Genomic DNA, 24491 nt, shown 5'->3' with positions numbered 1-24491 from the left:
GCCGGAGCAGGCCTAATGTTCCCCTGTTAACGTTTGGAGCCGTAATACACTTCGTTCCAGCGCAAAGCGTCTTTAAAGGCAGGCAGGCGGGTTTCGTTATCGATAGTCACAATTTCGATACCGTGTAGCTCAGCGAACTGGCGCATGTCATCAAGGTTCAGGGCGTGGCTGAACACGGTATGGTGCGCGCCGCCCGCCAGAATCCAGGCTTCGGAGGCGGTCTGTAGATCCGGTTGTGCTTCCCACAATGCGTTCGCAACCGGCAGTTTCGGCAGATCGTGCGGCGTCTTAACGGCATCAACGCAGTTCACCAGCAGGCGGAAGCGATCCCCCAGATCGATCAGGCTGGCGTTAATGGCCGGGCCGGTTTTGGTAGAGAAGATCAGGCGTGCCGGATCGGCTTTACCGCCAATGCCGAGGTATTGAACATCCAGGATCGGTTTCTCATCCAGCGCGATAGACGGGCACACTTCCAGCATGTGCGAGCCGAGTGCCAGATCGTTGTTCTCTTCGAAGTGATAGGTGTAGTCCTCCATAAAGGAGGTGCCGCCCTGCAGACCGGTCGACATCACCTTCATGATGCGAAGCAGAGCGGCAGTTTTCCAGTCGCCTTCGCCCGCAAAGCCGTAGCCCTGCTGCATCAGGCGTTGAACCGCCAGGCCCGGAAGCTGTTTCAGGCCGTGTAAATCTTCGAATGTGGTGGTAAAGGCGTGGAAGCCCCCCTGTTCCAGGAAGCGTTTCATACCCAGCTCAATGCGTGCGGCATCAATCACATTCTGACGCTTGTCGCCGTTCACCTGTGCGGCTGCGGTCAGGCGGTAGCTGCTTTCATACTCGTCGACCAGCGCGTTGACATCACCTTCACTGATGCTGTTCACTACTTGAACCAGATCGCCCACACCCCAGGTGTTGACGGAGAAACCGAACTTGATTTGTGCGGCTACTTTGTCGCCGTCGGTCACCGCCACTTCACGCATGTTGTCGCCGAAACGGCACACTTTCAGATGACGGGTATCCTGTTTGGACACGGCCTGGCGCATCCAGGCACCAATACGCTGGTGCGCTTTTTTGTCCTGCCAGTGGCCGGTCACCACCGCATGCTGTTGGCGCAGGCGGGCACCGATAAAGCCGAACTCACGGCCGCCGTGCGCGGTCTGGTTCAGGTTCATAAAGTCCATGTCGATGCTGTCCCACGGCAGGGCAGCGTTAAACTGAGTGTGGAATTGCAGAAGCGGTTTGTTGAGGATTGTCAGGCCGTTAATCCACATTTTTGCCGGTGAGAAGGTATGCAGCCACACCACCATACCGGCGCATTTGTCGTCATAGTTGGCGTCACGGCAGATATTCGTTATCTCATCCGGCGAGGTACCGAGCGGCTTAAGAACCAGTTTGCAGGGCAGTTTGGCCTCAGCGTTCAGCGCGTTAACCACTTGCTCGCCATGCTGCGTCACCTGACGCAGGGCTTCGGGTCCGTAAAGGTGTTGGCTGCCAATCACAAACCAAACTTCATAATTATCAAAAATCGTCATTATTGTGTCCTTAGTGAGTGAGCGCTGCCTGCGTTGCTGGCGCAGCTACAGGGAGATAGTGAAGCTCGGCGCTTTTCGCCCATTGCTGGTAGCGGCGGTAGAGTTGTTCAAAGCGTTGAGCCTGCGCAGGTGCGGGTTGCAGCGTGTTTTCGATCTGGCTGGCCATTTGCTGCTGTGCGGCAGGAATATCGGTGTGAACCCCTGCGGCGACGGCGGCAAAAATAGCCGCACCGAGTGCACAGCACTGATCCGAGGCGACAATTTGCAGTGGGCGATTAAGCACATCGCAGCAGGCCTGCATGATGACGCGGTTTTTACGGGCGATACCCCCCAGCGCCATGACGTTGTCCACCGCGATACCTTGCTCGGTGAAACATTCCATAATGGCGCGTGCGCCAAAGGCAGTAGCGGCAATCAGCCCGCCAAAGAGCGCCGGGGCATCGGTTGCAAGATTCAGGTCGGTGATCACCCCTTTCAGGCGCTGGTTCGCGTTCGGCGTACGGCGGCCGTTGAACCAGTCGAGGACAACCGGCAGGTGTTCCAGCGATGGGTTTTGCGCCCAGGCCTCTGTCAGGGCTGGCAGCAGTTGTTTCTGGCTGGCTTTAATTTGCGTCTTCAGTTCAGGATGTTGCAGCGCCAGTTGCTCCAGCGGCCAGCCGAGGATGCGGCCAAACCAGGCGTAGATATCGCCGAACGCCGATTGACCTGCTTCCAGACCAATAAAATCGGGTACCACGCTGCCATCCACCTGACCACAGATGCCTTTCACGGCACGGTCGCCGACGCTCGGCTTATCAGCGATAAGAATGTCGCAAGTCGACGTACCAATGACTTTGACCAGCGTGTTGGGCTGTGCGCCTGCGCCTACTGCCCCCATATGGCAGTCGAACGCGCCGCCGGAAATAACCACCGTTTCCGGTAAGCCAAGGCGTTGCGCCCATTCCGCCGTCAGCGTGCCAACCGGGATATCGGCGGTATAAGTGTCGGTAAAGAGCGGGCAGGGCAGGTGTTTGTTGAGGATTGGATCCAGTTCATCGAAGAAGCTGGCGGGGGGTAAACCACCCCAGCTTTCATGCCACAGAGATTTATGCCCGGCGCTGCAGCGACCACGGCGGATATCCTGCGGACGGGTAGTGCCGGAGAGCAGGGCAGGCACCCAGTCGCACAGTTCAATCCACGATGCGGCAGCCTGAGCGACATTGCTGTCGGCGCGGGTCACGTGCAGGATTTTTGCCCAGAACCATTCGCTGGAATAAATCCCGCCGATGTAGCGTGAATAGTCGACTTTACCCGTTGCGTGGCACAGGGCGGTGATCGCTTCGGCTTCTTCGACCGCCGTATGATCTTTCCACAACACAAACATCGCATTGGGGTTGTCTGCAAATTCCGGACGCAGTGCCAGAACCCGGCCTTCTGCGTCGACAGGAGCAGGCGTTGAACCGGTGCTGTCCACGCCAATGCCTTTGACCTGGGCACGCTGTTCAGGCGTCAGTTCTGCCAGCACGCTTTTAAGCGCCATTTCCATCGACTCGATATAGTCCCGGGGATGGTGGCGAAATTGATTATGTGCCGCGTCGCAGTAACGCCCTTCTTGCCAGCGAGGATACCACTCCACGCTGGTGGCGATTTCTGCCCCAGAGGTACAGTCCACCGCCAGTGCGCGAACGGAGTCGCTGCCAAAATCGAGGCCAATTGTGATTGCCATCGTGTTGCTCCATGAAGAATAACCTTATGGAGAAACATAGTGATCGGCGGGAAAAAGCGTCAGGCAGGATTCGCTAATCTTATGGACGAAAATGCTATGGGAGTGCAAAGTGTGACCGTGTGCAAAAATTCTATGTGGACATTTTAATCGCCTTTATAGACACTTTGGTTGACCCTTTTTGTCCCCTTTGCGTCATAAAAATGGCGTAATTGCTTTTATCTGGCGGGGTTAAAAGTGGCGGCGTTTTCCTTGTGCCTGGTCAAAACGCCTGATTAATGAAAAGCGTATCAATATGGACAATTGGTTTCCTTCATGATGCCCGGAGTATCGAGTTTATGGCTGAGTCACAAAATGATCCTCTGTTGCCTGGTTACTCGTTTAACGCCCATCTGGTGGCGGGGTTGACCCCTATCGAGTCCGAGGGCTATCTCGATTTCTTTATCGATCGTCCGCTGGGAATGAAGGGGTACATTCTCAATTTCACCATTCGCGGTGAGGGGGTCATTAATAACCACGGGAAACAGTACGTTTGCCGCCCCGGCGACATGATTTTGTTCCCGCCGGGAGAAATTCATCACTATGGCCGTCACCCGGATGCCAAAGAGTGGTATCACCAATGGGTCTACTTCCGTCCGCGCGCCTACTGGCATGAGTGGCTAAGCTGGCCGACCATTTTCGCGCAGACTGGTTTCTTTCGCCCGGAAGAGCCCTGGCTGGCGCAGTTTAGCGAACTCTTTGGGCAGATTATCGATGCCGGGCAGAGCGGAGGGCGTTACGCAGAATTGCTGGCGATAAATCTGCTCGAACAACTGTTATTGCGCCGTATGGATGCCATCAATGAATCACTGCATCCGCCGCTCGATAACCGCGTTCGCGACGCCTGCCAGTACATCAGCGATCATCTGGCGGACAACCATTTTGATATCGCCAGCGTCGCGCAGCATGTGTGTCTGTCGCCGTCCCGTCTCTCGCACCTGTTCCGTCAGCAATTGGGGGTGAGCGTGCTGAGCTGGCGCGAGGATCAGCGTATCAGTCAGGCGAAGCTGCTGTTGAGCACTACGCGTATGCCAATCGCCAGCGTGGGGCGTAATGTCGGCTTTGAAGATCAGCTCTATTTCTCACGCGTTTTTAAAAAATGTACCGGTGCCAGTCCCAGTGAATTTCGTGCAGGATGTGAATAGAGCGTAAAGATAGGCAAGGAGTGGCCCGGCAACCTGTCATAACCGGCAAAATATTCAGATAATTGAAGCTTGACCCTCAGGGTATGCGCCTGGAGAATTCCAGCTTCATTTTTTGACCGGAAAACATATGCAAGCACTGCTGGAACACTTTATTACCCAATCTACGGCCTATACGCTGATTGCGATTGCGCTCGTGGCTTTTCTGGAGTCGCTGGCGCTGGTGGGGCTTATTCTACCCGGCACCGTGATGATGGCGGCACTCGGGGCGCTGATTGGCAGCGGTGAAGTGAATTTCTGGCACGCCTGGATGGCAGGGATTGTGGGCTGTCTGCTGGGGGACTGGATCTCATTCTGGCTCGGCTGGCGTTTCAAAAAACCGCTGCACCGCTGGTCATTCATTCGCAAGAACAAAGCGCTGCTGAATAAAACCGAGCATGCGCTGCATCAGCACAGTATGTTCACCATTCTGGTGGGACGGTTTGTGGGGCCGACGCGTCCGGTTGTGCCGATGGTCGCGGGCATGCTTGATCTGCCGGTCACGAAGTTTATCCCGCCGAACATCCTTGGCTGCCTGCTGTGGCCGCCTTTCTATTTCTTGCCTGGCATCCTGGCGGGAGCGGCGATTGATATCCCGGCGGGGGAGCAGAGCGGTAACTTTAAATGGCTGCTGCTGCTGGCAGCGGTGCTGCTCTGGCTGGCGTTCTGGATGTGCTGGCGCCTGTGGCGTAGTGGTAAAGCCGGACTGGATCGTTTAACGGTATATCTGCCGCGTCGCCGATTGTTCTGGCTGGCGCCGCTGCTGACGGTGGGGGCCGTGTTTGCGGTGACAATTCTGGTTCGCCACCCTTTAATGCCCATCTACCTGTCTATTTTGCAAAAAGTGGTTACCTGATCCCAAGCAGCGAGGAGACAGGCGCGTTGCCGCTGAGCAGTTCGTCTGTTTGCCCGTCCCAGGCGATACGACCATCGGCAATCACCAACGCGCGCGACGCGATACGGGCGGCATCTTCCACATTGTGCGACACCATCAACAGCGTTAACTGCTGGCGATGACAAACCTCTTTTACCAGTGCAAGCATCTCCTGGCGCAGGGCCGGATCGAGCGCGGAGAAGGGTTCATCCAGCAAGAGCACGGGTTGTTCACGCACCAGACAACGGGCAAGTGCCACACGCTGCCGCTGGCCGCCAGAAAGCTGATCCGGCATGCGGCCAAGCAATGTATCCAGCCCCATAGTGCTGGCAATGGCCTCAAGTTTTGTATTTTGCGCAGAAGACAGTTTTAGGCCCGGGTTCAGCCCCAGACCAATATTTTGCCGCACCGTGAGATGGGTAAAGAGGTTGTTCTCCTGAAATAGCATCGACACCGGGCGCCGCGAAGGTGGCGTGCGCGTATGATCGCTATTCTCAATCATAATGACGCCGCTGGCCGGGGAGAGAAAACCGGCGATTAAATTGAGCAGCGTACTTTTCCCGGCCCCACTAGGCCCAAGCACGGCGACCTGTTCGCCCTGTTGGATCGACAGCGTAAAACGCATGGGTAAATGCTGATACAGCCAGGTTACATCAGTCAGTCTTAGCATGGCGGCCCGGAAGTTTTTCGATAAGGGTGAACAGTAAAAAGCACAGTAGCAGCAAAATCAGCGCGGTAACCGCACCATCCTGCGTGCGATAGGCGCCAATTTGCTGATAAAGATAGAAGGGCAACGTACGGAAATCGTCATTGCCAAACAACGCCACAACGCCAAAATCACCAATCGACAACACGCAGGCAAAGGCCAGCGCCTGCGCCAGCGGTGCTCTAAGGGCACGCAGTTCGATGACCTTTAACCGGTTGAAACCTTCAATCCCCAGAGACTGACAGAGCAGGCTGTAGCGTGCCGTCACATCCCGCATGGGGTTCTCCAGTACTTTCAGGGCATAGGGAATAGCCATCAACGCATTGGTGAAAATCACGATGCCATCGGCGGACGAGGGCAGGCCGATGCTGTTATTGAGCAGCAGGAAAAAGCCGGTCGCCAGCACAATACCAGGCATTGCCAGAATCAGCATGCCGCTCATCTCCAGCGTTTGTCCGGCCAGTTGACGCTGGCGGGCGCGTAGCTCACGGCTGCTCCAGAGCAGCATCATGGTTAACGTGACACACAGCAACCCCGCTCCCAGGGCAATGCGCACAGAGGTCCAGATTGCCTGCCAGAGCACGGGCTGAGCAAGCACATGAAGAAGGCTGAGGTTCAGGCCATCGATAATGACCGCCAGCAGGGGGGGCAACAGAAGAAGAAGCGCCAGTGCGATGAGCGTGTAGTCGGCGATACGGCTGAAAAAGCGATCTTCCGGGTTGCGCCAGCCCAGAATCTGATGGCTGCCCACGGAAATGGCTTTGCTAAGGCGCTGGCTAAGCAGAACCAGCCCCAGGCAGCAGATCATCTGAATTAACGCCAGCAGCGCTGCTCGGTCTGGGTCGAAGTCGTAACTCAACGCCTGATAGATAGCCAGTTCAATCGTCGTCGCTTGCGGGCCGCCACCCAGCGACAGCACAGTGGCAAAGCTTGCAAAGCAGAGCATGAAAATCAGGGCGGCGACAGGCGGGATCTGGCGGCGTAGCCAGGGCCACTCGACATAGCGGAAGAAAGACCAGCCGCGCATACCCAACTGCGCGGCCAGTTGTCGCTGCTCGCCGGGGATCTGCTCCAGCGTCTGGAGCAGCAGACGGGCCGCCATCGGCAGGTTAAAAAAGACGTGCGCCAGCAGAATGCCGGGCAATCCGTACGGTGAAAATGTCCACTCCAGACCTGCTGCGCGAAACGCCGAGGCAAGCCAGCCCTGGCGGCCATAAACACTCAGAATACCAAATACCCCAACCAGCACCGGGAGGATCAGCGTCATGGCGCACAGACGCAGCAGGGCAAGACGGCCAGGGAAGCGTCGCCGATAGAACGCGCGGGCGAGAAAGATAGCCGGTGCGACGGAGAGCAGCGCCGACAGAAAGGCCTGCCAGAAAGAGAAACGTACCACGTGCCACAGATAACTATCGTGCAGGAGTGCCGCCAGATCGGCCGCGGGCGCGTTTTGCCAGAGCGCGAGAAACGCGGAGAAGGCCACCGCCACCATCAGGGCGGCGGCGGCCAGTCCGGGAACCAGCCAGCCGAAGGTTAGCGGCTGACGGCGCGTTGCCATGCGTTAATCCATTCGCCGCGCTGGGTTGCGACGTCTTGCGGGGTATATTCCAGCGAGGTCTGCGGTTTCACCAATGTGTCGAATGCGGCGGGCAGCGAGACATTGCTGACCGGGTACATCCAGTTGCCGGTCGGGATGGCATTCTGGAATGCCGGAGAGACCATAAATTTCAGGAACTTCTCTGCCAGTTCCGGCTGCTTGCTGGCGGCGGTTCGGGCTGCGACTTCAACTTGCAGATAATGGCCTTCGGTAAATGCTGCGGCTGCGTAGTTGTCTTTCTTCTCTTCAATGATGTGATAGGCCGGAGAGGTGGTATAGCTCAGCACCAGGTCGCCTTCCCCTTTCAGGAACAGACCGTACGCTTCGCTCCAGCCTTTGGTGACCGTCACGGTTTTGGCCGCCAGTTTTTGCCAGGCTTCCGGGGCTTTATCGCCGTACACTTTCTGCATCCACAGCAGCAGGCCGAGACCTGGTGTGCTGGTACGCGGATCTTCATAAATCACACGCCATTTCTGCGAGCTTTCTACCAGTTCTTTCAGGCTCTTCGGCGGGTTTTGCAGTTTATTTTTGTCATAAACGAACGCGAACCAGCCGTAATCGAAGGGAACGAAGGTGTCGTTTTTCCAGCCGCCAGGCACGGTAACGGCGTCGGGTGAAATACCGCTTTTGGCGAACAGTTTGGTCTGCGTGGCGGCTTCAAGCAAATTGTTATCCAGCCCCAGCACCACGTCCGCTTTGCTGTTTTTACCTTCCATGCGCAGGCGGTTAAGCAGCGATACGCCATCTTCCAGCGCGACAAATTTCAGTTCGCAGTTGCAGTCGGCTTCGAAGGCTTTTTTTACCGCAGGCCCCGGTCCCCATTCCGCAGAGAAGGAGTCGTAGGTGTAAACGGTCAGGGTCGGTTTCGCGAAAGCAGGCGCTGCGGCAAGCAGCAGGAATGGCAGAACTTTTTTAAGCACTTTGCACCTCAAAAATGGGTGGCAAAGAGGATTTAAGCGATAGCCTCAAATCCCTTCGCCGGCGTTATCCGGATCAGGTTCGACGGGTATTTTCTCAGCACACGCTTTTGGCGCAGCACCCCGTTGAGCACCGCGCCATTGTAATGATTTTGTAAGTTTTCTGAAAGCGCCCCTTCATCATTCAGCAGGAAGAGCCGGAATCTCTGTGATTACGGGTCCGGCGGAGCGAACCATGCGGATTTAAAGTCAAACCAGCCAAGGGTGTTCATACGCAGACCGCGCATACTGCGCTGGCCCTGAATCCGCAGCCAGTGGTGAATCAGCGGTACCATGGCTTTGCTTTCCAGTAACTGCTGGCACCAGACGGCCAGATTCATTTTACCAGCGCGCCAACGCTCAGCATCGGCCTGCCAGTCCAGCGGAACGCAGTGTTGAATCAGCGGAACTTCATACAAATGCGTGAAGAGAGAAAAATCGAGCGGCAGCGTGAAGTTGGCGCTATTAAGCCAGATATCACTGACGATATCGCCACGGTGCCACTCTTCATAATCCACCTCTTGTATCTCCAGGCGTACATCATGTTGCGCCAGTAGCTTGCTCATGGTGTTGGCAATGGCTTTATGCTCGTTGTGATCGCGGTAGAAGGTCAGCGTGAGCGATTCCAGCCCCGCCGGTTTTTCACCACTGCCTGGTCGCGCATGGTGCCAGCGCGGCAGCAGTCCGTACGCCGGGAACCAGTACTGCTGATAATGTTCTTCGGCGTGATAGAGCAGCCGGGTAGGGGAGAGCACCTGGCTTATCCAGTCGCGAACCCCCTGGTTTGCTCCCCGGTGCGAGCGTGCGTCGAAGAGCAAGTAATAACAGCCCTCTTCAAGGCGGCTTTCGACCGCTTTTTCACCGTCGGTTGGCCCGTCGATGGTCAGACCGCCGTTCGGTTCATCACCAATTTCCGACAGTACCCAGACATTGACTTCATCAATAAGCGCGCGATACCCGAAGTAATCATCAAACGCATGGATTTTCAGTTGGTTATTGTTATTGCGGGTGACAGCGTAAGGCCCGGTGCCGACCGGATGGCTGGCGAAGTTGGCCATCGAGTTCCACTCCTGCGGCAGGATCATGGCGGGTACATGCCCCATCAGCCAGGGCAGCCAGTTGTCCGGTTGTGAAAGATGAATATCCAGCGTCCATGGCGTCGGGGAGATAACCTGGGTGATATGCGAGTAGAGCGGCAGCGTGCAAACCCGTTCGAGGGACGCAATAACATCGCGCATTTCGAGTTCACGGCCATGGTGAAAATGGATGCCGGGGCGCAAATAAAAACGCCAGTGGAGTGGCGTGATCGCTTTCCAGTGATGCGCGATATCGGCTTCCAGTTCCCCATTTTCCTCATTTATGCGAGTCAGAGCGCTAAAAATTTGCCGCGCCATGTGGGTTTCAGAGCGCCGCAGGGCGGTGCCAGGCAGCAGGTTACGCAGCGGACGGTAGTACAAAACCCGCAGAATATGCCGCCCCTGGCGGAAGCTGCGGCCCAAATGCGAGATCAGCATCTGGCGGACGGCGCTCTTATCACCCACCAGTTGAACCAGTTGCTCGATACGATCCTGCTCCAGCAAATCCTCTGCCCGCTGTTGCTGTAAAGCGAGGCCGGTATAAAGAAAAGTCAGGCGCGAACGCTTGCCGCGACCGGCTTCCGCCTCCCACGTCAGCCAGCCGCGCTCTTGCATGGTATTGAGCAGGGTCCGCATATGGCGACGGGAACAGCTCAGCAGATCGGCCAACTCATTGAGCGTTGTCTCCTGAGATTTCCCGTCGCAACATTGCCACAGACGAATGAATTGTTGTTGCAGGCGACCTGATGGCATAAAAGGGGAACTCCTGATGAAAAGTCAGCAATTTATTAATCCCTATATTAAGCCAATAATCTTCCGTGATGAAGCGAGGAGGTGGTTATGAAGAGATCGTCTACACAGCAATTTTACTTAGCGTATTTTCGTGCGACGCAGAACGCGTCCCGGCTCTTTCGTTTGAGTACGAATCAGCGGCTGAAAATGCTCGAAGAATTAATGCAGTGGGAAGTGACAATCCCGGTCTCGAAACCCTGAAACGCGTCCATCATGTGTGACTGAGTATTGGTGCTAATCACCACGCCAGCAGTTATTATCTGCTGGCTTTTTTCGTTTCTTTCGCATGCAAGGGATCTTTATGCTCTGGTTAGTCACGATGGGACGTCGCCTGAATGGGGTCTTCATCGCTTTTATGATCGTCGCGTTTATGATCGGTGTTGCTGGTGCTTTGCAGGCCCCAACGCTGAGCCTGTTTCTGAGTCGCGAGGTGGGGGCGCAACCGTTTTGGGTTGGACTGTTTTATACCGTTAACGCCATTGCCGGGATCCTGGTCAGCCTCGGGCTGGCAAAACGCTCTGACCAACAGGGCGATCGCAAAAAACTGATTATGTTTTGCTGCCTGATGGCGGTGGGTAACGCTCTTCTATTTGCTTTCAATCGACATTATCTGACCTTAATCACCTGTGGTGTGATGCTGGCGTCGCTGGCCAGTACTGCTATGCCGCAGCTTTTCGCGCTGGCGCGGGAATACGCGGACAGTTCGGCGCGTGAAGTGGTGATGTTCAGCTCGATCATGCGTGCGCAAATTTCGGTGGCATGGGTTATTGGCCCGCCGATGGCCTTCATGCTGGCACTCAACTATGGCTTTACCGCCATGTACTCGATTGCCGCCGGTATCTTCGTTATCAGCCTGGTACTGGTGGCATTGTGGTTGCCCTCCGTGAAGCGAATTGAACAGCCTGCGGATATTGCCGTCACGGAAGTCAGTGGCTGGGGCAATAAGAACGTCCGTATGTTGTTTATCGCCTCGACGATGATGTGGACCTGCAACACGATGTACATCATTGATATGCCGCTGTGGATCAGCAGCGAGCTGGGGTTACCGGACAGTCTGGCGGGCGTGTTAATGGGAACGGCCGCGGGGCTTGAGATCCCGGCAATGATCCTGGCAGGTTACTACGTTAAGCGCTTTGGTAAACGCAGGATGATGGTCAGCGCAGTGGCGGCGGGCGTGGTCTTCTATCTAGGGCTTATCATGTTCCATAGCCGTGAAGCTCTGCTTGGTCTGCAGCTCTTTAACGCTATCTTTATTGGGATTATAGCCGGTATAGGCATGCTATGGTTTCAGGATCTGATGCCAGGCCGCGCCGGGTCCGCAACGACGCTATTCACTAACAGTATCTCTACGGGGGTGATCCTCGCCGGGGTGATACAGGGCGCGCTGGCACAAAGCTTCGGCCATGCGAAGGTGTACTGGGTGATAGCGGTGCTTTCGCTGGTGACGCTTTTTCTGACCTGCCGGGTCAAAGACGTCTGAGGCGAAAAACGCTCCCGGCTGACGGTTGCCGGGAGCGGTGGGTTATTTCAGTACAATGCGTTTGATATCGCCAATGATAAAAATATAAGCGACAACGCCAATCAGCGCCGTCAGGCCAATATAGATAAGCGCGTAGAAGAAATTCCCGGTCCCGGAAATAATAAACCCTATGATCAGCGGCGTAATAATGGACGCCATATTAGCGCAGAAGTTAAAGATCCCACCTGTCAGCCCCGCCATATTTTTCGGCGCAATGTCGGAAATTAACGTCCAGCCTAGTCCGACCATGCCCTGGCCGAAAAAGGCAATCGACATAATCACAATCACCAGCGTGTTATTCGATACCCAGTTCGCTGTGATAATACAACTGGAGAGCAGCAGGCCGGAGATGATCGGCAGCTTCCTGCTGATATTTACCGATGCGGTTTTCTTCAATAATTTATCTGAAATCCATCCGCCAAAAATGATGCCTACCGCCGCCGAGAGAAACGGCCAGGTCGCAAAAAAACCGACGTGCAGCCACGGGAGATGCCGCTCGTGGGCAAGATATGTGGGAAACCATGTCAGAAAGAACACCAGCGTGGTGTTACCTGCAAATTGCCCTAAACTGGCGCCAATGACCTGTCGGCAGCACAGCAGTTTTTTGGCATCCGGCCAGTTAAAAGGGATGTTTTCACTGCCTTTTTCTTTATTACCAACCCCAATGTATTCCAGCTCTTCTTTATTTGCCGTTGTTGATTCGTGGGGCTCTTTATAAAATTTCCACCATACAAACGTAAAGGCGATGCCGAGTGCGCCGGTGATGAAAAATAATGTTCTCCAGCCGTGGTGTTCAAGGATTAAAAATAAAATCGGCGAGAAAGCGGCCAGGCCAATATATTCCCCAACGGTATATGTTGCCGTTGCCCGGGCGCGTTCATGCTGTGGAAACCATGTTCCTACGACGCGACTGTTAACCGGGAAACAGGGGGCTTCACTGATCCCAAGGCCTAAACGAAATAGCAGTAGAGATTTTAAGCCCACTGAAAAACTTTGCAGTAAGGTGAAAGCTGACCAGAAAAAGATAGAAAGGGCGTAGGTTATTTTGTTTCCGAAGCGATCTAAAAACATTCCTCCGGGGATTTGCGCCAGCGCGTAGGTCCATGCAAAGGCTGAGAACACGATACCCATCATGGCGGGATCGATATGGATCTCATTGCTGAGTGCCGGAGCGACAATACCTAATATGGTACGATCCAGATAATTGATCATCGTACCGATAGATAATAACAATAAAATTACAATTCGCGCTTTGGTTCGCTTTTGTTGGCCTGCTAAAGGCACAGCACTTTCCTGGCTGATACTTGTCCTCATAGTAGTTTCCTTTAATATTTAAAATATTTTTGCATATTCCTTAATATGCAGAAATACTTTATCTTTCCGCTCTTTATTTTCACGCTATAAACTAACGCTTAACATATTATTCACCGCATCATATGAATATTTGATATTGCCCAAGAATTCATGTTTTACCCACAGGGGACGACCTGTGCTGTGCTATATTCAATGCAATATCAATTTTATATTATACGGTCAAAAATAATGAACCTAAAGCAACTTTATTATTTTAAGCGTTTATCAGAAACGGAGCACTACACGGAGGCGGCTTCCAGTCTCTTCATCACTCAACCCTCCCTAAGCCACGCTATCTCTGAGCTGGAGAAGGAGCTTGGTGTATCCTTGTTTGCCAGAAAAGGTCGGAATGTCGAAATTACGCAAAACGGAAAACGCTTTCTTCCCTATGTCGAAGATGCGCTAACGTCGCTGGAAAATGGTCGCATGACTTTGCAGAAAAGTGGCCTGGAAAATAAGGAGAATATTCGCATTGCCTTTATATATACAATGGGTGAATATGTTGTACCGCAGCTAATTCACAAATATTCTACACTTCCTGCACGACATAACGTGACCTTCTCCTTTACTCAGGGGACGTCTCTGACTTTATTGCAGGAGTTGAAAGCTGGCAAGAGCGACTTAACGATTTGCTCATATATCCCGGATGAACCGGATATTGATTTTATCCCTATTATTCAACAGGAATTGGTCGTCGTCACCGCGAAGGATCATCCACTGGCGCGCTTGTATCAAAATGAAGTGGATCTTGTGGAGACAATCCATTACTCGTATATCTACTTTTCGGAGAACAGCGGCTTACGGCCGTTTATTGATAACGTCTTTATGCAGCAAAAACTGGTGCCTGATATCGCCTGTTATGTTGATGAGGATACGGCGATGGCGGGGCTGGTCAGTATTGATTACGGTATTGCGATCATGCCAAGAATTTCTGCACTCTCGTATTATAACGTCCATATTCTGGCGATTAAAAATAAGATCCCGCCGCGTTATATCTACCTGGCGACTATGAAAGATCGCGTGCTTTCACCAGCGATTCAATCCTTTAGAAACTTTATTATTGATGACAGCCAGCAAAAGCGCTAACAAGAACCCGGAGACAGGCTCCGGGTTTTCTTGTTTTAGTACAGAATATCCATCATTTCACGCAGTTCTTTGATGGCGATCTGCCCTGGTGCTGAGGCCTGGCCTACGGTACCGAACGTCATCGCTGAACCAAACAGGCGACCCGTTACACGACTGACGCCACCCATTTTTGCCATCGACATGGTAATAATTGGGCGTGTCGCATATTTCTCTTTCATGGTCAGCGTGGCGGAGAGCAGTGTCAGCACATCCTGCGGCGTTTGCGGCATAACCGCGATCTTCGGCAGATCTGCGCCCAGCTCCTGCATGCGGCGAAGACGATAGATGATATCTTCCTGGGCGGGTGTTTTGTGGAAATCATGATTACTCATGATGACTTTGACACCAGCGCCATGGGCCACATCGATGACTGCACGAATATGCGCTTCATCGTTGAACAGCTCAATATCAATAAGATCGGCCAGACCGCTGATGGCTGCCTGACGATTAAGCTCGAAATAGGCCTCATCGCTGATTTCTGTTTCGCCGCCTTCTTTTTTGCTGCGGAAGGTAAACAACAGCGGAATATCAGCCAGAATCTGACGAATGTCGCTCAGCGCCTGTTGCACAAGCTGCGGTTCGCGGACTTGTGTAAAGTGGTCGACACGCCATTCGATAAGATCGGCACCTGCGGTGGCCAGAGACCGTGCATTTGCTTTCAGTTCGTCGAGCGTTTTGCCGATCAGCGGCACACAGATAAGCGTGCTCCCTTCCTGAAAGGTGATGTTTTTAACCGTTACTGCTTTAGTCATGTTGGTATCCATAATATTCTCGCCGAACCGTCAGGCTGTGGCGGTTGCGCGGACCGTTTTTTGGGCAGCGCGAGCCTGAAACTGACGATAACCGATGTACAGCGCAATCACAAAGCCGATTATGGCGATAATCAAATCAAACCACATAATGCTGGCGATGCTGATTTTGGACAGTTTCGCCGTGATCAACGGGATCGTGAAGCTGGCAATACTGCCGGCAGTGTAGAAGATCCCGGTGGCTTTACCTTTCCCTTGCGGGAAACTCATTGCCATGATGGTCGCACCCAACTGCAATACCCCGCCTGCGGCTGAGAAACCGATCACGAAAGCAAAACCGGTCACAATCATCGGCGTCGGGAACATGCAAACAATCAACAACGAAATCATCGAGATGCCGGTGTAGAGAATCATCGCAACGGCCGAGTTAATGACGTTTTTCACAAAGGTCGCGGTGACAAATACACAGGTCAACGAGCCCGCCGTGTAGATACTCAGTAACTTGATTGCTGATTCGTAGGGAATACCCGCAACGAACTGGCCGTACTGCGCCAGCCACTGACTGACCAGGTAAAAGGTCGCCATGCCAATATAGCCATACAGCGTGAACACCAGCATATCCATGGTACCGGCATCTGACTGCGTTGTTGTCGTTGCACCAGGTTTCTCTGCGGTCTCTTTTTTGGCCCCGTTGTCAGGGAAGGGCATTTTGATCAAATAGATGGCGCTAATAACCATCAATACAGCCGCAATGATAAATGACCAGCCAAACCACAGATTCGCCCAAATCAACAGGCTAATAATGAAGGGCAGCAGGAATTGCCCGGCCGAGACAAAGGCTTTGATTAACACGTTCGCACGGCTTGCTGAGTTCGGGAAAGATTCCATCAGCGCCGGGTAGGTCCCGGAGTCGAGGAAGCTGTTCGCCAGACCAGCCAGGATGCCAAAGAAATAGGCAACATAGATGTTTTTGGTCAGCAAAATACCTAAGAAAAAGAGCAAATAGCTCAGAATACCCAGATAAATAAAAGGTTTACGTCCGTAGCGATCGGACAGAAAACCCGTCACGATGGTGGCGAGTTTGCCGATACCTAAAGACGAAATAACAATCGAAACGCCGGCTCTGTCTGTTCCCCACTGTTCCTGTAAATTCGCCATGTTGAGGGTAATTAATAGTACCCCCATGCCATGGATCAGGTAATTGAGGTACAGCCCGGCCGCAGTTGGGACATATTTATTTTTCATCATGTTTACCCTTAAAAAAGGATATTTTTGACGTAATCGACCGGCATCTCTTTACCTGTCCAGATTTCAAAGGCTTTCGCCCCTTGCCAGAGCATCATTCCCAGGCCGTTGAGTGTGCGGCAGCCTTTCTTCTCCGCCACTTGCAACAGGTGGGTTTTGCGCGGGTTATAAATCACGTCAGAGACGATGAGATCTGGTCGCAGGAAGCTGTCGTTCGGCAGCAGCATCTGGCCTTCAAACGGTTTCATACCCACACCGGTAGCGTTGGTGAGGATCACACTGCTATCGATTTCCTGACGCAGTTTGTCGTGATCGGCCAGATCGTACAGATGAATTTCACAGTTGGTGTTATTGCGGATCTTGGCGACAGTTTGCTCCGCATTGGCGAAAAATTTGTCTTTCTGGTTGAAAATGGAGATCGCTTTTACGCCATCCAGTGCTGCCTGAACGCAGAGTGCCGTTGCCGCGCCACCCGCACCCAGGACCGTCATTTTCTTGCCGATGATATCAATACCTTCTTCAGCCAATGCGCGCATATAACCGGTACCGTCGGTGATATGACCCGTCAGTACGCCATTGTCATTAACCACGGTATTCACCGCACCGACCAGCTCTGCCGCCGGGGAAAGTTTGTCCAGGTATTGGCAAATGGCGGTTTTGTTCGGCATGGATACGTTAAACCCGCGCAGTTTAAGCGCCCGGAAACCCTGTACAACATCTTTCAGCTCCTGGTTGTCTACTTCAAATGCCAGGTAGACATAATCCAGACCCAGATGCGCAAAGGCTTCGTTATGCATTGTCGGCGACATGCTATGGCGAATCGGTGTTGCAATCAGTCCAATCAGCTCAGTGTGACCCGTAATACGTTCAGCCATGTTAAAGTCCTTAATATGTTAGAAGTGGAATTTTGGTTGATTCGCGGTTGCCCAGAGCACCCATATCCTCGAGGGTGTCCAGCACGTTGCGCCCTTCGCGCACGCCATCAATGATTCGCCGGGCCATCAGGCTGTCGCCGATGTTCATTATTTTTACGTTATTGGCTCTTGCCCATTGCTCAATTTCATTGAGACCGCTGGTGTTGGCGCGCATTCCCAGGCACACAAAGCCGTAGTCAAAAGGAATGTCGCAAGCCTGGTCGGCTTTCTTGACGCTAAAGTGTGTGGGGTGAACGGCGATGAGTTGTGTCTGCATGTGCTGTTCCACGTGGTGCTCATCCAGCATGGTCAACATGGCATTTTTGGTAATGATATCCAGATCGCGTCCTGGACCTTCCTGCATCTCAATCAGCACGGTAGTAGCACCGCGTGCAGAGAAATATTCGATAACATCCAGGCCAACAGCACCGCCGCCGACAACGGCGATGCGTTTTCCTTCAACATTCGCAAATTGCTCCAGGTGCTGAATCATGCCGATAATGGAGAAGACGCGGCCGCCCTCAACGTCAATGCACTCTTTCAGTCCGTTAATCGGCGGCAGCAGCGGTGTTGAGCCCGTGGCGTTGACAATCAGGTTCGGCCGTAGCCCGGCAATGTGCTCAACAGTGGCCTTCTGACCAACCTGCAGCATTAAATTGTCTAAACCGGCCATCCGGTTTTTCATAAATTGCGGGAAGTCGGCGATACGCTTTTTCTCCGGCAGGCGCGAGATTTCAGAGGCCAGTCCGCCGAGGCTGTTTTTCTTCTCCAGCAACCAGGTATGGCAACCGACTTCTGCGGCAGTGCATGCGGCTTCCATACCTGCGGTTCCCGCACCGATAACCACGACACGGGTGTCGCGATTTACCCTGCGCAGTTTATAAGCGTCGCCATGGATAATGTCCGGATTGATGGAGCAACGCAGCGGACGAGAGCGCGCGATACGGTGGTCGGCGCAGCCGATATTGCAGGAGATGCATTTGCGCATCAGGCGTTCATTGCCGCTCTGGACCTTTTGCACCCATTCCGGTTCGGCAATCAGGCCACGGCCGATAGCAATCAGGTCTGCATCGCCCGTTGCGATAATGTCTTCGGCCACTTTCGGTGAGCGAATATTGCCAGCAATAACAGTCGGTTTATTAAACTTATCGCGTACGGCGCGGGAGAGATAACGCTTCCAGCCATCTTCCAGTGACATCTGATCAATTTGCAGATTCAGGTTGTCGTTTTGCGCGGCGGAAACATTGAGAATGTCGACCTTATCCTGGCAAAGTGCCAGCATACGTAGCGTATCCTCCAGCGTGTTGCCGCCCTTAAGGAAATCATCGGCACTGAAACGCAGGCTAATCGGGAAGCGAGGACCGACGCTGGCGCGCACTTTATCAACAACCAGCGTTAATATTCTGGCGCGGTTTTCCGGGGAGCCGCCAAATTCATCGGTACGTTTATTAAACAGAGGCGATAAGAACTGGCTTATTAAATAAGAGTGGCCTGCGTGAATTTCCACACTATCAAAACCCGCACGTTTTACACGTTCTGCCGCTTCACCAAATTTATTAACCGCATGATATATTTCGTCATGTGTCATGGGGCGAGGAATATTACCGTTCTTTTTCGACGGTATATTCGAAGAGGAGAGCGGTTGTTCGCCATTCAGGCGATAAGCATAAGCAGAAGCACCCGCATGATTTAGCTGAATAGAGACACAGGCTCCGTGTTTATGCAGCGTCTCAGTTAATTTGAATAACCCAGGAATATATTGATCGTTATCGATACGCAGCTGCGTTGTGCCATTTGAGGCGAACGGGAAGTCGATACAAATATTCTCAATCGTAATTAAGCCTGTGCCCCCTTTTGCCCGCAGTTCATAGTACTCCAACTGTTCCTGAGAGACTTCACCGTTCAGGCTCGCCAGGTTGGTGCCCATTGGCGGCATGATGATCCGGTTTTTTATCGTCATCCCGTTAATGGTTAGCGGGGTGAAAAGGTGTTGGTAGTGGCTCATTTGCTCTCTCCACGGGAAATCCAGGAGGCCGACATGCGGAGGCCCTGATATATCCAAAGTTAAAATGTTTCTGTGGGAAAGATAACGAGGGGGGGAGAGGAAAAATAATGCTTTTTTTTGCATGAAACCATAGTGTCTTTCTATGCAATTAACCGTTTTTTCACATGCTTGTATTCTTATATTAAATAATTGAGCTGTATTTTTACTTGTGTTGCCGGGTTTATACAAAAAGAGAGAAGAAATGCACAGAATAAGAGCGATACAGTAGATAATTAAATTTTAAAAGTTCAAATATCTGTGCATATGATAGAAAGAAGTGATGGTTTTTGTGATGATAATCACAATATAAAACGTGAAAGGCCCGGCGAAAAACCGGGCACCAGAGCAGCAGACAGGTTTAATTCATAAACGCGGGCTGCTTGTTTTCGTAGCTGGAGATGGCATCTTCATGCTGCAGAGTCAGGCCAATACTGTCGAGACCGTTCAGCATGCAGTGGCGGCGGAATGCATCAATAACAAACGGGTACGATTTCCCCCCGGCTTTCACTACCTGCGCCTCGAGGTCCACCTCGAACGAGATGCCCGGATTGGCCTGGACCAGTTTGAACAGTTCGTCCACTTCTTCATCGCTCAGTTTCACAGGCAGCAACTGATTATTGAAGCTGTTGCCGTAGAAAATGTCTGCGAAGCTTGGGGCGATAACGGTTCTAAAGCCGTAGTCGGTTAATGCCCAGGGCGCATGTTCGCGTGATGAGCCGCAACCGAAGTTTTCACGCGCCAGCAAAATAGAGGCGCCTTTATATTCCGGGAAGTTCAGGACGAATTCCGGGTTCGGAACTTCCCCTTTATCATCCAGGAACCGCCAGTCATTAAACAGATGTGCGCCAAAGCCAGTACGCGTGACCTTCTGCAAAAACTGTTTTGGAATGATGGCGTCGGTATCGACATTGGCGGCATCCAGTGGGACAACCAGGCCTGTGTGCTGTGTATATTTCTCTGCCATGATTATCTCCTTTACAAGCTGCGAATATCAGCGAAATGACCGGTTACCGCAGCCGCGGCGGCCATTGCCGGACTGACCAGGTGCGTACGACCATCGCGCCCCTGACGACCTTCAAAGTTACGGTTACTGGTGGATGCGCAACGTTCGCCCGGGTTCAGACGGTCATTGTTCATTGCCAGGCACATAGAGCAGCCTGGTAAACGCCATTCGAAACCGGCTTCAATAAAGATCTTGTCCAGCCCTTCGGCTTCGGCCTGCGCTTTCACCGGGCCAGAGCCTGGAACCACCAGCGCCTGTACGCCCGGTGCAACTTTGCGCCCTTTGGCAACCTCTGCGGCGGCGCGTAAATCTTCAATACGTGAGTTGGTGCAGGAGCCGATAAAGACTTTATCAATGGCGACGGAGGTCAGAGGTACACCTGGCTGCAGGCCCATATAGGCCAGCGCTTTCTCTGCTGAGGCACGCTCAACCGGATCGGCGAAGGAGGCCGGGTCCGGAATGATGTCATTAACGGAGATGACCTGACCCGGGTTAGTCCCCCAGGTGACCTGCGGGGCAATCTCTTCGGCTTGCAGCGTCACAACTGTATCGAAGGTCGCGCCGTCGTCGGTTTTCAGCGTCTTCCAGTACTCCACCGCATCGTCATAGTCTTTGCCTTTCGGCGCATGCAAACGACCTTTCACATAGTTGAAGGTGGTTTCATCCGGCGCGACCAGGCCCGCTTTGGCACCCATTTCGATAGCCATATTGCACAGGGTCATACGACCTTCCATGCTCAGCGCCTGAATCGCCTCGCCACAGAATTCGACTACGTGCCCGGTACCGCCGGCGCTGCCGGTTTTGCCGATAATCGCCAGTACAATATCTTTAGCAGTAATACCTGCCGACGCTTTGCCTTTCACTTCAATTTTCATGGTCTTTGCGCGACCCTGTTTCAGGGTCTGCGTCGCCAGCACGTGCTCCACTTCGGAGGTCCCGATACCGAACGCCAGAGCACCAAACGCGCCGTGAGTGGCGGTGTGGGAGTCGCCGCAGACGATGGTCATGCCCGGCAGGGTGACACCCTGTTCAGGCCCCATCACGTGCACGATACCCTGATACGGGTGGTTCAGGTCATACAATTCAACGCCGAACTCTTTGCAGTTCTTGATCAGTTCCTGCATCTGGATACGCGCCATCTCACCGGAGGCATTGATGTCTTTGGTCTGCGTGGAAACGTTATGATCCATGGTCGCAAAGGTCTTGCCCGGCTGACGCACCGGGCGATTATGCGCGCGCAGGCCGTCAAACGCCTGTGGTGAAGTGACTTCGTGCACCAGATGGCGGTCGATATACAACAATGGGGTTTCGTTTGGCGCTTCGTACACAACATGCGCATCAAACAATTTTTCGTACAACGTCCTGGCCATGATTACACCCCTTCTGCGATATAACGGGCAATGATGTCACCCATCTCATCGGTACTAACAGCTGCGGCGCCACGGGCTAAATCACCGGTACGCACACCTTCTTCTAATGCGCGGTTGATGGCGCTTTCAATGGCGGTTGCCGCGTCGTCGGCATCCAGGCTGTAACGCAACAGCAGTGCGAGAGAAAGAATTTGAGCTATCGGGTTCGCAATATTTTTGCCCGCGATATCCGGCGCGGAGCCGCCAGCCGGTTCGTACAGACCAAAACCTTGTTCGTTCAGGCTGGCAGACGGCAGCATGCCCATGGAACCCGTGATCATCGCACACTCATCAGAGAGGATGTCGCCGAACAGGTTGGAACACAGCAATACGTCAAACTGGGACGGGTCTTTAATCAACTGCATGGTGGCGTTGTCGATATACATATGCGCCAGCTCGACGTCCGGGTATTCCTGTGCCACTTCGTTGACGATTTCACGCCACAGCAGAGAGGTCTGCAGCACGTTCGCTTTATCAATAGAATGCACTTTTTTACGGCGTTTGCGCGCAGATTCAAACGCGATACGCGCAATACGTTCAATCTCAAAACGGTGATAGACCTCGGTATCAAACGCTTTCTCGTGCTGCCCGCTGCCTTCACGGCCTTTTGGCTGACCGAAGTAAATACCGCCCGTCAGCTCGCGCACGCAGAGAATGTCAAAGCCGTTAGCGGAAATATCGGCACGCAGCGGGCAGAACTCTTCCAGCCCCTGGTACAGTTTAGCCGGACGCAGGTTGCTGAATAATTTGAAATGTTTGCGCAGCGGCAGCAGAGCACCACGCTCCGGTTGCTGTGCTGGCGGCAGGTTTTCCCATTTCGGACCGCCTACGGAGCCAAACAGGATAGCGTCTGCCTGCTCGCAGCCTTCGACGGTTGCCTGCGGCAGCGGATTGCCATGGCGGTCAATTGCGATGCCGCCCACATCATAGTGGCTGGTGGTAATACGCATTTCGAAACGGCTACGAACGGCGTCCAGTACTTTTAAGGCTTGCGCCATGACTTCGGGGCCAATGCCGTCACCCGGCAACACGGCAATATGGTAATTCTTCGACATCACACGGTTTCCTTGTTGTTTTCTTTATTTTGAGCTTTGCGTTGCAATTCTTTTTCGACTTCTGCGGCGCGCCAGATGTTGTTCAGCACGTGTACCATCGCTTTGGCAGAGGATTCCACGATATCAGTTGCCAGACCCACACCATGGAAACGACGCCCGTTGTAAGTGACGACGATATCCACCTGACCCAGCGCGTCTTTACCCTGACCTTTGGCATTGAGATCATATTTAACCAGCTCAATGTCATAACCGGTGATGCGGTTAATCGCCTGATAAACAGCGTCTACCGGGCCGTTGCCGTTGGCGGCTTCGGCTTTCGTTTCTTCGCCACAGGCCAGCTTCACGGAGGCGGTAGCGATATCGCTGGAGCCGGACTGCACGCTAAAATAATCCAGACGGAAATGTTCCGGTTCTTCCTGCTGTTTATTGATGAACGCCAGCGCTTCCAGATCGTAATCGAAGACCTGGCCTTTTTTGTCTGCCAGTTTCAGGAACGCGTCGTACAGGTGATCCATGTTGTAGTCGGTATCTTTGTAGCCCATCTCTTCCATACGGTGTTTCACCGCCGCGCGGCCAGAGCGGGACGTCAGGTTCAACTGCACCTGGTTCAGACCGATGGATTCCGGGGTCATGATTTCGTAGTTTTCACGGTTTTTCAGCACGCCATCCTGGTGGATACCGGAGGAGTGAGCAAAGGCACCGGTGCCGACAATGGCTTTGTTCGCCGGGATTGGCATGTTGCAAATCTGGCTAACTGTCTGGCTGGTACGCCAGATTTCGTGATGATTAATGCCGGTGTGCACATTCATGATGTCTTTGCGCACTTTGATGGCCATGATGACCTCTTCCAGCGAACAGTTTCCTGCGCGCTCACCGATGCCGTTCATCGCCCCTTCAACCTGGCGTGCGCCAGCATGGACAGCAGCAATAGCGTTGCCGACAGCCAGACCTAAATCATCGTGGGTATGAACGGAGATAATGGCTTTGTCGATATTTGGCACGTGTTCATACAGGCCGGTGATGATATTGGCGAATTCGAACGGCATGGTGTAGCCAACGGTGTCCGGAATATTAATGGTTTTCGCACCCGCGTTGATGGCGGCTTCAACCACACGCGCCAGGTCAGCAATCGGAGTACGGCCTGCGTCTTCGCAAGAGAATTCAACGTCGTCGGTGTAGTTACGGGCGCGCTTAATCATATAAATGGCGCGTTCAATCACTTCATCCAGCGTACTGCGCAGTTTAGTGGCGATATGCATGGGGGAGGTGGCAATAAAAGTATGGATGCGGAATGCTTCGGCAACTTTCAATGATTCAGCCGCTACATCAATATCTTTCTCGACACAGCGTGCCAGCGCACAGACACGGCTGTTTTTAACCTGACGCGCGATAGTCTGTACGGATTCGAAATCGCCCGGAGAAGAGACCGGAAAGCCGACCTCCATGACGTCAACACCCATACGTTCCAGCGCCAGAGCGATCTGCAGCTTCTCTTTTACACTCAGGCTTGCCTGTAATGCCTGTTCACCATCACGTAAGGTTGTATCAAAAATAACGACTTGCTGGCTCATGGTTTGGTCCTTATCTCTCTTCGGTCGCCTTGCTACGAGCATAAAAAAACCC

General features: G+C 53.3%; 20 protein-coding genes and 1 riboswitch. Of the genes, 5 read left to right on the top strand and 15 right to left on the bottom strand.

Features of this window, described 5'->3' with window-relative positions:
- Positions 1–26 precede the first annotated feature (26 nt).
- Together araA and araB are read right to left on the bottom strand one after the other, a co-directional pair.
- A complete protein-coding gene (araA, locus tag MRY16398_RS24285; protein WP_125125340.1) occupies positions 27–1529 on the bottom strand; it encodes an L-arabinose isomerase in 1503 nt (500 codons plus the stop codon).
- A 10-nt stretch (positions 1530–1539) separates the two neighbouring features.
- Positions 1540–3234 (bottom strand): ribulokinase, encoded by a 1695-nt coding sequence (gene araB / locus MRY16398_RS24280; protein WP_039078338.1) that lies wholly within the window; start codon positions 3232–3234, stop codon positions 1540–1542.
- A gap of 335 nt (positions 3235–3569) precedes the next feature.
- On the opposite strand from araB, the gene araC reads away from it, so the two are divergent.
- Both araC and MRY16398_RS24270 read left to right on the top strand, forming a co-directional pair.
- Entirely contained in the window at positions 3570–4415 is an 846-nt protein-coding gene (gene araC / locus MRY16398_RS24275) for an arabinose operon transcriptional regulator AraC (protein ID WP_039078339.1), read from the top strand.
- 127 nt (positions 4416–4542) lie between these two features.
- A complete protein-coding gene (locus MRY16398_RS24270; RefSeq protein ID WP_039078340.1) occupies positions 4543–5307 on the top strand; it encodes a DedA family protein in 765 nt (254 codons plus the stop codon).
- Here the strand turns inward: MRY16398_RS24270 and thiQ are convergent.
- The 4 genes from thiQ to sgrR form a co-directional block, all read right to left on the bottom strand.
- Positions 5300–5995, bottom strand: a complete 696-nt coding sequence (gene thiQ, locus MRY16398_RS24265; RefSeq protein ID WP_039078341.1) for a thiamine ABC transporter ATP-binding protein ThiQ — start codon at positions 5993–5995, stop codon at positions 5300–5302. The genes MRY16398_RS24270 and thiQ overlap by 8 nt on opposite strands.
- Complete coding sequence (gene thiP, locus MRY16398_RS24260) at positions 5979–7589, bottom strand: thiamine/thiamine pyrophosphate ABC transporter permease ThiP (RefSeq protein ID WP_125125339.1); 1611 nt, start codon at positions 7587–7589, stop codon at positions 5979–5981. The genes thiQ and thiP overlap by 17 nt, the downstream gene beginning before the upstream one ends.
- Positions 7565–8548 (bottom strand): thiamine ABC transporter substrate binding subunit, encoded by a 984-nt coding sequence (gene thiB, locus MRY16398_RS24255; RefSeq protein ID WP_039078343.1) that lies wholly within the window; start codon positions 8546–8548, stop codon positions 7565–7567. Before thiB ends, thiP begins: the two co-directional genes overlap by 25 nt.
- Positions 8549–8580: 32 nt before the next feature.
- Positions 8581–8681, bottom strand: a riboswitch (TPP riboswitch).
- 76 nt (positions 8682–8757) lie between these two features.
- A complete protein-coding gene (gene sgrR / locus MRY16398_RS24250; RefSeq protein WP_125125338.1) occupies positions 8758–10413 on the bottom strand; it encodes an HTH-type transcriptional regulator SgrR in 1656 nt (551 codons plus the stop codon).
- An 87-nt stretch (positions 10414–10500) separates the two neighbouring features.
- Between sgrR and sgrT the strand changes: the two genes are divergently transcribed.
- Together sgrT and MRY16398_RS24240 are read left to right on the top strand one after the other, a co-directional pair.
- Positions 10501–10653 (top strand): glucose uptake inhibitor SgrT, encoded by a 153-nt coding sequence (gene sgrT, locus MRY16398_RS24245; protein ID WP_072039723.1) that lies wholly within the window; start codon positions 10501–10503, stop codon positions 10651–10653.
- A gap of 100 nt (positions 10654–10753) precedes the next feature.
- Positions 10754–11932, top strand: a complete 1179-nt coding sequence (locus MRY16398_RS24240; RefSeq protein ID WP_125125337.1) for a sugar efflux transporter — start codon at positions 10754–10756, stop codon at positions 11930–11932.
- A 42-nt stretch (positions 11933–11974) separates the two neighbouring features.
- Here MRY16398_RS24240 and MRY16398_RS24235 read toward each other — a convergent pair whose 3' ends face one another.
- Entirely contained in the window at positions 11975–13285 is a 1311-nt protein-coding gene (locus MRY16398_RS24235; protein ID WP_039078346.1) for an MFS transporter, read from the bottom strand.
- 228 nt (positions 13286–13513) lie between these two features.
- Between MRY16398_RS24235 and MRY16398_RS24230 the strand changes: the two genes are divergently transcribed.
- The gene (locus tag MRY16398_RS24230; RefSeq protein ID WP_125125336.1) at positions 13514–14410 is read left to right on the top strand and encodes a LysR family transcriptional regulator; all 897 of its coding nucleotides are present in this window, start codon (positions 13514–13516) and stop codon (positions 14408–14410) included.
- A gap of 35 nt (positions 14411–14445) precedes the next feature.
- Here MRY16398_RS24230 and aroD read toward each other — a convergent pair whose 3' ends face one another.
- The 8 genes from aroD to leuA all read right to left on the bottom strand — a co-directional run bounded on the left by aroD (position 14446) and on the right by leuA (position 24439).
- Positions 14446–15201 (bottom strand): type I 3-dehydroquinate dehydratase, encoded by a 756-nt coding sequence (aroD, locus tag MRY16398_RS24225; protein WP_079497260.1) that lies wholly within the window; start codon positions 15199–15201, stop codon positions 14446–14448.
- 30 nt (positions 15202–15231) lie between these two features.
- The gene (locus tag MRY16398_RS24220; RefSeq protein WP_125125725.1) at positions 15232–16443 is read right to left on the bottom strand and encodes an MFS transporter; all 1212 of its coding nucleotides are present in this window, start codon (positions 16441–16443) and stop codon (positions 15232–15234) included.
- An 11-nt stretch (positions 16444–16454) separates the two neighbouring features.
- Positions 16455–17318, bottom strand: coding sequence for a shikimate dehydrogenase (locus MRY16398_RS24215; protein ID WP_039078349.1), 864 nt, complete (start codon positions 17316–17318; stop codon positions 16455–16457).
- 10 nt (positions 17319–17328) lie between these two features.
- Positions 17329–19362, bottom strand: coding sequence for an oxidoreductase (locus MRY16398_RS24210; protein ID WP_107224058.1), 2034 nt, complete (start codon positions 19360–19362; stop codon positions 17329–17331).
- Between the two features lie 397 nt (positions 19363–19759).
- Complete coding sequence (leuD, locus tag MRY16398_RS24205; protein WP_039078351.1) at positions 19760–20365, bottom strand: 3-isopropylmalate dehydratase small subunit; 606 nt, start codon at positions 20363–20365, stop codon at positions 19760–19762.
- A gap of 11 nt (positions 20366–20376) precedes the next feature.
- The gene (gene leuC, locus MRY16398_RS24200; RefSeq protein WP_125125335.1) at positions 20377–21774 is read right to left on the bottom strand and encodes a 3-isopropylmalate dehydratase large subunit; all 1398 of its coding nucleotides are present in this window, start codon (positions 21772–21774) and stop codon (positions 20377–20379) included.
- Positions 21775–21776: 2 nt separating this feature from the next.
- Positions 21777–22868: a 3-isopropylmalate dehydrogenase gene (gene leuB / locus MRY16398_RS24195; protein ID WP_039078353.1), complete on the bottom strand. Its 1092-nt coding sequence runs from the start codon at positions 22866–22868 to the stop codon at positions 21777–21779.
- Complete coding sequence (gene leuA / locus MRY16398_RS24190) at positions 22868–24439, bottom strand: 2-isopropylmalate synthase (RefSeq protein WP_071193643.1); 1572 nt, start codon at positions 24437–24439, stop codon at positions 22868–22870. The genes leuB and leuA overlap by 1 nt, the downstream gene beginning before the upstream one ends.
- Between the last annotated feature and the right edge of the window lie 52 nt (positions 24440–24491).

This window comes from Phytobacter sp. MRY16-398, assembly GCF_003925915.1.
Classification (GTDB): Bacteria; Pseudomonadota; Gammaproteobacteria; order Enterobacterales; family Enterobacteriaceae; genus Phytobacter; species Phytobacter diazotrophicus.
This window is presented reverse-complemented; position numbering and strand designations above follow the sequence as displayed.